The sequence below is a fragment of the Bartonella sp. PS7NMGDW genome (genome assembly GCF_042193585.1).
GTDB classification, from domain to species: Bacteria; Pseudomonadota; Alphaproteobacteria; order Rhizobiales; family Rhizobiaceae; genus Bartonella; species Bartonella grahamii.
On the sequence record NZ_JBHILX010000003.1, the window covers coordinates 1 to 10591 of the forward strand.

At 39.4% G+C, this 10591-nt stretch carries 11 protein-coding genes; 4 read left to right on the forward strand and 7 right to left on the reverse strand.

What is annotated here, in order from left to right:
* The first annotated feature begins 474 nt into the window (after positions 1 to 474).
* Complete coding sequence (locus ACFIKJ_RS02145) at positions 475 to 798, forward strand: hypothetical protein (protein WP_375670203.1); 324 nt, start codon at positions 475 to 477, stop codon at positions 796 to 798.
* Between the two features lie 1056 nt (positions 799 to 1854).
* Here ACFIKJ_RS02145 and ACFIKJ_RS02150 read toward each other — a convergent pair.
* The 7 genes from ACFIKJ_RS02150 to ACFIKJ_RS02180 form a co-directional block, all read right to left on the reverse strand.
* On the reverse strand, positions 1855 to 3018 hold the full coding sequence (locus ACFIKJ_RS02150; RefSeq protein WP_375670204.1) for a DUF6990 domain-containing protein: 1164 nt from the start codon (positions 3016 to 3018) through the stop codon (positions 1855 to 1857).
* A 17-nt stretch (positions 3019 to 3035) separates the two neighbouring features.
* Positions 3036 to 3407 (reverse strand): hypothetical protein, encoded by a 372-nt coding sequence (locus ACFIKJ_RS02155; RefSeq protein WP_375625336.1) that lies wholly within the window; start codon positions 3405 to 3407, stop codon positions 3036 to 3038.
* 804 nt (positions 3408 to 4211) lie between these two features.
* Positions 4212 to 4496, reverse strand: coding sequence for a hypothetical protein (locus ACFIKJ_RS02160; protein ID WP_375648448.1), 285 nt, complete (start codon positions 4494 to 4496; stop codon positions 4212 to 4214).
* Between the two features lie 524 nt (positions 4497 to 5020).
* Positions 5021 to 5620 carry a hypothetical protein gene (locus ACFIKJ_RS02165; protein WP_375626416.1) on the reverse strand — a complete coding sequence of 200 codons (600 nt, stop codon included), beginning with the start codon at positions 5618 to 5620 and terminating at the stop codon, positions 5021 to 5023.
* Between the two features lie 295 nt (positions 5621 to 5915).
* Positions 5916 to 6545, reverse strand: coding sequence for a hypothetical protein (locus tag ACFIKJ_RS02170; RefSeq protein ID WP_375670205.1), 630 nt, complete (start codon positions 6543 to 6545; stop codon positions 5916 to 5918).
* A gap of 298 nt (positions 6546 to 6843) precedes the next feature.
* Positions 6844 to 7377, reverse strand: coding sequence for a hypothetical protein (locus ACFIKJ_RS02175; protein WP_375626420.1), 534 nt, complete (start codon positions 7375 to 7377; stop codon positions 6844 to 6846).
* Between the two features lie 412 nt (positions 7378 to 7789).
* Entirely contained in the window at positions 7790 to 7954 is a 165-nt protein-coding gene (locus ACFIKJ_RS02180; RefSeq protein WP_375670206.1) for a hypothetical protein, read from the reverse strand.
* Between the two features lie 529 nt (positions 7955 to 8483).
* Between ACFIKJ_RS02180 and ACFIKJ_RS02185 the strand changes: the two genes are divergently transcribed.
* The 3 genes from ACFIKJ_RS02185 to ACFIKJ_RS02195 all read left to right on the forward strand — a co-directional run.
* Positions 8484 to 9047, forward strand: coding sequence for an NADPH-dependent FMN reductase (locus tag ACFIKJ_RS02185; protein ID WP_375626426.1), 564 nt, complete (start codon positions 8484 to 8486; stop codon positions 9045 to 9047).
* An 18-nt stretch (positions 9048 to 9065) separates the two neighbouring features.
* Complete coding sequence (locus ACFIKJ_RS02190; protein ID WP_375625331.1) at positions 9066 to 9581, forward strand: short-chain dehydrogenase; 516 nt, start codon at positions 9066 to 9068, stop codon at positions 9579 to 9581.
* A 471-nt stretch (positions 9582 to 10052) separates the two neighbouring features.
* The coding region (locus ACFIKJ_RS02195; protein WP_375670207.1) for a hypothetical protein at positions 10053 to 10591 on the forward strand (539 nt) is incomplete at its 3' end.

The window sequence follows — 10591 nt, forward strand, 5'->3', positions numbered from 1 at the left end:
CCAAACTGTAGAGGATGCACTCCGCCCTCAAAAAGAGTGCATCCTTCCCCTCAACGGATACTGCCCAACCCTCATAAGGCAAGTATCCAAACTGTAGAGGATGCACTCCGCCCTCATAAAGAGTGCATCCTTCCCCTCAACGGGTTTTACTCAACTTTCATCGTATTTCATTCTTATGAACCCTCATTTTATGAATCCTTAGTCAAAGGCACAAAAAAGAAGTTTGCTAGCAACTATTGTATCACCCACCTTATGGGATTCCACTTGCCTACAGAGCTTTCAAACTTTTTTACGCCTTCATAAAATCGAATCTGAAAGAATTCATTAAGGCAATTAAGGGTAAATTTTGTCAAAATATAGACAAACTTTATTCTTTTTTATGACTGTTGTATTTTTACTATAGTTATTTAAATCGAATTTATGTATGATACATATCGATATTTATTTATCGAAATAAATATAGGAGAAAAAACTATGAATATCAGATATTTTTTCATAGCGGGGGCAATTACAAGTGGTTTAGCTCTCGCGATTCAAAAATCTGATCGTATAGTCAATAAAGAACCCTCTCCTATTGTTGCACCTTATACTATTGAGAAAACAAATTTACAGTTTGTTAAACAAGTAAGGGACACATCGGATACATTGAATATACTGAGAGTCAGTAATAGAAGCGCCTCAGAACAAGCATCAATAAACGATATATACGAAAAAGGAAAAAGTTTATTGAATGCAATAGCTGGTTTTTTAGGATCAATTATTATATATTTTATACAACTGGTTTCCGCTGGAGTATAAGATACAAAAATTTCTTAAAATAAGGTTATATACATTTTGTGTATATTGTAAAATTTAAATAAAAAGGCCCTTTTAAAATGGGGCCTTTTTTAGTTTAATTTTTCCGATGTTTTAATTTAATTTTTATTGTGTTTTTATTTGTTCAATATCACCGCCTTCAAAAATGACATTTTTTACTTGTCCCACATCTCAAATAATGAGGGCTCTCTCCTTAAGCTCCCCCCCCATAGGCGCTTTAGTCAACGGACTTCCCCATAGCGCTTTAGTCAATGAGGGTCCACAATCCTTTTGTTCTTCTTGTTCTTCCAAAAAATTCTCCTATTTTCAAGAAAATGACCCTGCAACCCCACTTCAATAGGATTCATTTCAAAGCTTGAATGAACAAGGCTCCTAAAAATACGAAAACAACCCATATACCGCGCCCCCCTACAAGCAAAACCATTCTTTGAACTTCCTCGCAATTTCAAACGATAAAGTAAGTCCCAAGCGCTCACTCTAGGCTCTAAATCCCATGGGCTCTTATTCCCTTTAATCAATACTAATCCATAATCGGCTTTTCTTCCACTCAATGCCATCTTCAACACTGCTCCTTAGAGCAATATTTACGGACAACCCATAAAAGAGCACCAAAACACCTCAAAGGTAAAAAAGCTTAACACTACTCAAAAATGACATTTTCTACCCTTCCTCACATCTCAAATAATGAGGACTCTCCTTTTAAGCTCACCCCACAGCGCTTTAGTCGACAGAGCTTCCCTCCATAGGCGCTTTAGTCAATGGACTTCCCCCTCATAGCACTTGAATAAGCGATAATTTATGAGCATTTTCTAACAAAACAAAGGAACCGTCTTTAAGAAGATAGCAGAATTTATAATCAATTTTTCTCCCCTATTCTTGAGGATCAAGCCATTTTCAGTCTATTTTTTAAAATCTTGGCTATTATTCTTGATTTTTCGAGCACTTTATTTTGCTCTGGTATGAAAGGTGTGAAAGCGCCTCAATCATGACGCTTTTCTTCTTTCAAATAAGGGTACTTTTCTTCAACAGGAGAATAAACTAATCAATTTTTATATCCATAAATGCGATTTCACCATCTTTGATATAAGTAATATCAGGAGCATGTTTTACCCCCTCTGCTTCAATCACGAGCTGTTCATCACTCACCCCTTCAAATCCTTGTTCCCTTAATTCTTGTTTTTTCTCCTCGACTAATTTTTTATGAAAAGCGCGTTTTTGATTACACGTATTAGGAGATCTCACTCTAAAAAGCTGATAGTCCATGGCTATAGACCACTTCTCAGCAACCCGTTCCAGCAGATCGTAACTGAACTTTGCTTCCCTTTTCACTTCTTGAGCGATCATTAAAGCGCGTTCCAAATGAACTTTTTCAATGGTTTCATCAAAGCCAAGCTTTTCCCCTGCCGTAAAACTTTCATCATAAGAAGCTAAAGTCTCAACATCACCAAGTAAGGCAAGAGCAGCAAGATGCAGCAAAGCATAAGGTGCAAGCTCTATGTCATCATCCGTTGCCCAAGATAAAGAGTCTTTTTCCCAAGGGGGAATACCATATTGAGAGCGAAACATTTCATGCAAAGAATCACTTTCCATTGTCCATTTTAAAGTTTTATCGAGTGCTTTCTTTAAACGCTGGGCGCTCACTTTTTCTTCAAAAATTTCCAATCCATTGGGTACAAAATTCATAAATACTGTTGGCACAACCCCAGAATTATGAGGATTAATCGTCTGACAAGCCGCCGCAAAAATACCGCTCATAATTAAAAGTCCGCGATCAAAGGGCGAAAACTCTTCCACTCGTTGCTCGTTATAGAGAAACTGCACTTCACGATCTGGTAAAAAGAGGGTTGCCAAATAATCTCCCTTTCCCTCGATTTCCACCGACCATCCCAAGCTTTTTAAAAGCCCCGTTGCACTTTCTATCGTGAGAATTTCATCATCATCATAATCGGCAGAGAACTCTTTTTCCTTTAGTTGCAAACGCCTCTTCTGCACCACGGCTTCATCTTTCCAAAACTGCTGCGTTGCAAGATCATTTTCTTTAAGCACTCTTTCCAGCTCGCCTTTCACTTGGAAATTCATTTTCATCCGTTTAAAGACAGAGGTATAAAGAGCTAAAACAAGCATGATAATGATCATGCAAATAACAATCATCACCCAGAATCCGGGATCTAATAGAAATACGGCTATAGGATCACTGTTCATTTTTCCCCTCTCAGTCTTTAAAAAAGCCCGTGCGACAGAGAGCTTATGTGCTCTCGCACCGAGATTGCTTCTTCTAGTTTCTGAATATTTTTGTACAACTCACCCGTCACTTTGGTGCGAAGCCATAACATCACCGGAATAAAAATAATAACACAAACCGTTATGATGTCCGTTGTTTTAAAGAGAACGGCATGCACAACATATTGCCACCCTGTCAGCTGCCAATTCAATACACCTGGTATTTCTATAACCATTTTCCACATGATAATGAGAACAGCAATAGCAAAGATAATTTTATAATCCTTTGCTGAGAGCAACACTTGCTGGAGCGAAAAAGAATGCGCTCCTTTATGCGTTTCTTGCTCTGATGCCCAATTTTGCTCCTTCATGTATTCCCCTCTCACTCTTTGAAAAGACCCGTGCGACAGAGAGCTTATTTGCTATCACACAGAGATTGCCTCTTCTCGTTTCTAGATCTTTTTTCCAATTTACGCATTATGATGATGCAAAACCCAAATACCACCGGAATAAAGAAAAGTACACAGGCCATTATGGTTTGCGTCATAATAAAAATAATAATATTCGTGGTACCTTGCTACCCTCTTACCTTCCTCACACCTCAAACAGTGAAGATTTTCAAACCACGCCAATCTGTAACCGATAGCCACAATTCAGCTTTTTTCCCAAAAATTCTCCTATTTTCAAGAAAATGACCCTACATCCCCTACATCATCGGATTTACTTCCAAATCTCTATGAAGCAGACTGAAAAACACAAAATACCATAAATTTTTGTATCAATATCACCATACTAAAACGCTGTTGAGGCTTAGCAAGTGCTTCTTAATTGGCAAAGACTACTTAAAAAGACAAAAAAACATCTCAAAGACAAAAGAGCTTAACACTACTTAAAAATGACATTTTTTACCCTTCCTCACATTTCAAACGATAAAGTAAGTCCCAAGCGCTCACTCTAGGCTCTAAACCCCATGGGCTCTCATGTAATAACGCTTTTATCAATACTAATCCATAATCGGCTTTTCTTTCACTCAATGCCACCCTCAACACTGCTCCTTAGAGCAATGTTTACGGACAACCCATGAAAGAGCACCAAAAAATATCGGAGGCAAAATGGTATAGAGAGCAATCCCTATAAAGGCTGAATCTCTCATAATTTTTCATTATTTTTCCCTCTCATGACTTCTCAAACGCTGTATCCTGTTCTTGCAAGACGTTTTTCAGTTCTTTTCTTAAGCAGCAATACGTTCTCACCTGCTTAAAGACACCATAATAAAGTTGTAAAATCATCATAGGAATACAAGCAACCCACAGTGTCACGAACAGAAGCACGAGACCGAATATTGTAACAAGAATATCACTCCATTTTTCTCTATCGCCTTTTTTATACCAATCCTTTTGATCGGTTATTTTACCCCGTTGCTGGTTTATTTCTTTCAATTTTTGAGTATTTTTTCTCAACAAAAGCCACAATGTTATGAAGAGTATGTACAGAACTGGAAACAAGACCCAAACACACACTGTAATAACTTGCCAAAACGCACACAGAGAGAGAAAAAGGGGTGTATCCTGCCACCCTGTCAAGTTCTCTTGGCTACCCAAGGATGGGAAAAATAAAATCCTGTTGCACAACTCAATAATGAGCGAGAGGAACCAAATGACAACACACTCTCGCACAGAAAAATAATCTTTCCCAGAAAAATAGCGTAGTTCATTATAAAATGCTGAATAAAATGCTGAATTTTTCCCCTTCATTGCTCTTCCTTTTTTTATGAAAAACGCATTTTTTATCTCATGCCCGCTCTTTTAAGAACCACGAAAAGTGCGATGCATGGCGCTTCCCTTATTTTCAACAAAAAACCCAAACTTTCTAAAAGCGCGGTTGCTCTTCCAAATGATGAAGAGCAGCCTCCTCATTACAAAAGAAAATAGACTCTCTTCTTTGCCTGATGATTTTCCAACCATCCAATCCCCTCTTCTCTATGTCACGAGCTTCTAAACATTGTCTCTTCCCCCTCACGATAGCTACAAAAGCGCCTTGTCACTCTCTTTATCTTACGTTTTAGTAGCCGTCTCATTCTACGATACTTTCTCACCTGCTTAAAGACACCATAATAAAGTTGTAAAATCCCCACGGGAATAGCAGCAAACCACACTGTCACGAACACAAGCACGAAACTGAATATTGTAACAAGAATATCGTCCATTTTCCACTTCACACTTTCTTTATATCGATCCTTTTGATCGGTTATTTTACCCCGTTGCTGATCTATTCCTTTCAATTTCCGAATATTTTTTACCAACAAACGCCGCAATATGAAGCAGAGTATAAACATAACTGGGAACAAGACCCAAACACACACTGTAATAACTTTCCAAAACGCATACAGAGAGAGAAAAAGAGGTGTATCCCACCACCCTGTCAAGTTCTCTTTGCTACCCAAAGATGAGAGAAAGAAAATCCTGTTCCATAGCTCAATAATGAGGGAGAGGAAACAAATGACAACATGCTCTTGCACAGAAAAATAATCTTTCTCGAAAAAATGGCGCAGTCCATTATAAAATGCTGAATTTTTCCCCTTCATTGCTCTTCCTTTTTTTATGAAAAACGCATTTTTTATCTCATGCCCGCTCTTTTAAGAACCACGAAAAGTGCGATGCATAGCGCTTGCCTTATTTTCAACAAAAAACCCAAACTTTCTAAAAGCGCGGTTGCTCTTCCAAATGATTAAGAGCAGCCTCCTCCTCATTACAAAAGAAAATAGACTATCCCCTTTGCCTGATGATTTTCCAACCATCCCCTCTTCTCTATGTCACGAGAGCTTCTAAACATTGCCTCTTCCCCCTCACGATAGCTACAAAAGCGCCTTGTCACTCTCTTTATCTTACGCGTTTTAGTAGCCGTCTCATTCTACGATACTTTCTCACCTGCTTAAAGACACCATAATAAAGTTCTAAAATCATCATGGGAATACAAGCAACCCACAGTGTCACGCACATAAGCACGAAAACAAATATCATGACAAGAATATCGTCCATTTTCCAGTTCACACTTTCTTTATACCGATCCTTTTGATCGGTTATTTTACCCCGTTGCTGATCTATTCCTTTCAATTTCCGAATATTTTTTACCAACAAAAACCACAATATGATGCCGAGTATCAACATAACTGGGAACAAGACCAAAACACACACTATAATAACTTTCCAAAACGCATACAAAGAGAGAAAAAGAGGTGTATCCCACCACCCTGTCCGTTCTCCATTGCTACCCAAGGATAGGAGAAAGAAAATCCTGTTCCATAACTCAAGAGAGAAAATGTTGTACTCTTTGCTATCCAAGGATGAGAGAGAGAGAATCCTGTTCCACAGCTCAAGAAAGAAAATCCTGTTCCATAGCTCAATAATGAGGGAGAGGAAACAAATGACAACACGCTCTCGCATAGAAAAAACACTTTTTTCGAAAAAATGGCGTAGTTCATTATAAAATGCTGAATTTTTCCCCTTCATTGCTCTTCCTTTTTTTATGAAAAATACATTTTTTTATCTCATGCCCGCTCTTTTAAGAACCACTAAAAGTGCGATGCATAGCGCTTGCCTTATTTTCAACAAAAAACCCAAACTTTCTAAAAGCGCGGTTGCTCTTCCAAATGATTAAGAGCAGCCTCCTCCTCATTACAAAAGAAAATAGACTCTCTTCTTTGCCTGATGATTTTCCAACCATTCAGCCCCTCTTCTCTATGTCACGAGCTTCCAAACATTGCCTCTTCCCCCTCACGATAGCTACAACAGTGCCTTGTCACTCTCTTTATCTTACGCGTTTTAATGCCCGTCTCACTTTACGATACGTTCTCACCTGCTTGAAAACAAAATAGTAAAATTCTAAAATGAGCATGACAACACCCGCAGGAAAAAAGACCTCTAGCAGAAATATCAACCAAAAGTATACAATAAAAAAACAGCTTATTTTTTCTCTATCCTTTTTTACCGGATTATTTTGTTGATCGGTTGTGTGACCCCGTTGCTGGATAACCTCTTCTAACTGCTGAATCTTTTTTTTCAACAAATACGTTAAGATGAGATAAAGCACCAATAAAACAGGCATCAAGGCAACAACACACACCATGATGACTTCACGCAGCACAAAGAGCGCCAAAAGAGTGCTATCCTGCGATACACTCAACGACCACTTGGATTCTAATGGGATCAAAAGAGCTTTATGACCTATCCCAATAAGGATAGAAATAAGACAAATGATAATATGATCTTTATAAGAACGAGATGATTTTCCAAAAAGAACAGAGCACAGTTTGTTATAAAATGTGGAATTTTCCCCCTTCATTTGCTCTTCCTTTTTATACAACTGTTTGTCCTTGGCTTTTATAAGGACACAAACAATCTCTCAAGTAAAATTCCGTCCATTATCGTCAGACAGAATACCCCAGAGAACACTCGTATTGTATATTTATATTGCCAATACTTTTGCCAATACACGTGCTTGTTTTAAAGAAGCACCTCTCAACACTTCTAAACCAACGCGCGTACACCCCATTTCATGAACAGCACCCATGAAGGGGATAACAATAGCGCCCTCATGAATATATCCCCCTTACTATAAACTCTATCACCCCTATTGTTTCAATAAAAAGTATAACCCAGCACCATTCACATGCGCCGCCCACCGCATCTACGATACCCAGACCCTCCCCTTGCGACAAGCCATACTCGTTCCTCTACGAGATTACCCATTTACCCTAGGCGCGCGCTCTCCTACAACAAAACCTGCCCCCTACAACAGCCATACCCACCACCCCTTCTACGACAAGCCATACCGCGCGCCCTACAAACAGCCATACCCGCTCTGCCCCTACAAACAGCCATACCGCGCGCCCTACAACAGCCATATCTAGCTTCGACAACAGCCCTTATCTCTTGAAAAGATAGAAGCATTTTTATTCTTTTATCAATTGTTTTCCGCCCCCCCTGTTTTCCGCCCCCCCATTTAAGACATGAAAAAAGTCACTTCCATTGATGCGCAAATGATCGCGCAATAAGAGCATTTGAAATGAGAAAATCTTACAACTCTCTTATTCCAATTAAAAAGGATCAATGATCATTATAAATCAAAATATGACGATATCTTCCATTTTTCATTGGGGATCTTGCAAGCCAATAGCTCAGAATATATTCATAAAAACGCTTCTAACACAGTGAGACAGCCACTATTTTTGAGATCACGCGTTTTAATATTAATGAAAGCACTAACATTCTCTTCAAGTTTGAGGTGTTGTTTTGTCAACAATCTTGTTAGCATGGATTGATTCTATAACTATGCGGTATCATCACAATTGCTCTCTATGGACAGCATAATGATCGCTTCATTTTACTCACAATTCTTTATAAGCCTTGCGTTATAGGCTTGTCTGGAAAAGATAAAGGAAAATCCTATTGAATATAGCAATTATTTTGGGGTCTGTGCGTCAACCTTCATTAACACGAACTTTAGCCAGTTATTTAGCAGATTGCCTCATGAAGCGGGGTGCATCACTTCATTGGGTTGATTTGCGTGAACAACCGTTGCCGATAACAGATCCAGATTATCATCAGCAGGTAGAGGCTAATCCAAGTGCTGCGGTTCGTGAGTTTGTAAAAACCATTGCAGCGGCTGATGGCGTTATTCTAGCAAGCCCCGTTTATCAAGGGTCTTATTCGGGTGTTTTAAAAAATGCTCTTGATAATTTGAGCTATAATGCCTTTTTAAATAAACCTGTTGGGCTTATCTCTCATGGAAGTACCGCCAAAAAATGCGCACAACCGTGTGAACATTTATTGCCGTTGGTGCGCACGCTTTATGGTTATGCACTCCAATGTCAAATCGCCTCTTCCCCCGAAGATTTTTCCTCAGATGATGACGGTCGTACTTGGAAAGTTATCAGTGAAGAGATACAAACACGTTGTGAAAGGCTTGCTGATGAAATGTGTACATTTTTAAAGCACCGTGGTGTGATTTAAAGCAATAAGGGAGGGGACTTGAAAAAAAAGGATGCGCACTATCGTTATCTAGTGGTAGGGGGCACAGGGATGCTTGCGCCTTTGTGTCAGTCACTTGAGCCGCAAGAAGTGATTATTGCTGCACGCTTTCTTTCCCATAAAGTCCAGCTTGAGGCATTGCAAAAACAGCATATGTGTGTGCCATTGAATTATGATTGTGCGGCATCAAAGGCGCAATTTTTAGAAGCTGTGAAGCAATGGCATGATCTAAAATATTGCATATTATGGATTCATTCGTCCGCCCATGCATTTTCTTGCGCATTAATTGAGCAGTTAGCTCTTTTGCCTAAACCGCCATGTATTCTTCATATTTTTGGTTCCAACACGCATGATCAAATGGTCCTCGAATGCGCGCGCAAAAACAAGGTTGATTTCATTCCCATTCAATTAGGACAAAAAACAACCCCAAAAGGTTCACGATGGCTGACTCATCAGGAGATAAGCCAACAGGTACTGGATGCCATAAAAAACCATATGAATAAACAAAACTTATGATCAATACCTATGCTTTTCAAAGAAGCCATGCCCTTCAATCTCTATCCATACCCGAACACCCTCTTGAATAGCCCATACTCTTTACATCATAGGCTTTGCGAACGAACAATCCCCCTCCCTTACGCCTCTCAAACAGTATCCTTATATCAAAAGCCCCAAAACCAAACGTTTTTTACCCCTGGACTTATCCCCCTCTGACGGTTTATGATCTTCACACGGACTTATTCTCTTCTCACGCGACTTAGACAGCATAATCTTATAAGGCGTCATAGTATAAAACTTAAAACAGCAAATTGTGTTTAGAATTTTTTGTCTATTTTAAAGCTGACCTTTCTCCCCACACCTCAAAGAACGACAGTTTCTACGGAACAATGGTTTCTACGCAACGTAAGGTTCCCACGAAAATCTTCTCTTTCAGCAGTCCAAATTTTAGCAGGTTCGAATTGACTTCCCTCTCATAGTCGTCCCGTCATGACTTATACTCGACAAGCTTTTTTAAAGAAATTTCAATGCGCTCCTAAAAAAAACACTTCAACGTACTTCGCACCCTCTTTATCCCAAGCACCCCAAAACCCTCACGGCTCTTCACCAACCACACATCTGCGCCTTTACAGTTCCACGTTTTTACGATTTTGCAAATTCACAGAAAAAAGCAAACTGCCGATAAACAGCCCCATTGAAACCTATCACCAGCCTATCACAAATCTATCACTGACCTATCACCAGCCTATTACTTGCCACCAGCCATTTTCACCCAACGCCCTCCATTTCCCCATTCCAATTTTGACGCATTTTACAATCCAGCCCCTCCATTGGCACCCTCTTTATCCCAACCGCCCCAAAACCCTCACAGCTCTTCACCAACCACACATCCCAGCCATTACAGTTCCACGTTTTTACGATTTTGCAAATTCACAGAAAAAAAGAAAACTTCCGATAAACAGCCCCATTGAAACCTATCACCAGCCTATCACAAATCTATCACTGACCTATCACCAGCCTATTACTTG

Bases quoted from the DNA above. Each gene is read 5' to 3' on its own strand.
- ACFIKJ_RS02145 (WP_375670203.1), top strand. From the start codon at position 475: ATGAATATCAGATATTTTTTCATAGCGGGGGCAATTACAAGTGGTTTA.
- ACFIKJ_RS02150 (WP_375670204.1), bottom strand. From the start codon at position 3,018: ATGAACAGTGATCCTATAGCCGTATTTCTATTAGATCCCGGATTCTGG.
- ACFIKJ_RS02155 (WP_375625336.1), bottom strand. From the start codon at position 3,407: ATGAAGGAGCAAAATTGGGCATCAGAGCAAGAAACGCATAAAGGAGCG.
- ACFIKJ_RS02165 (WP_375626416.1), bottom strand. From the start codon at position 5,620: ATGAAGGGGAAAAATTCAGCATTTTATAATGGACTGCGCCATTTTTTC.
- ACFIKJ_RS02170 (WP_375670205.1), bottom strand. From the start codon at position 6,545: ATGAAGGGGAAAAATTCAGCATTTTATAATGAACTACGCCATTTTTTC.
- ACFIKJ_RS02175 (WP_375626420.1), bottom strand. From the start codon at position 7,377: ATGAAGGGGGAAAATTCCACATTTTATAACAAACTGTGCTCTGTTCTT.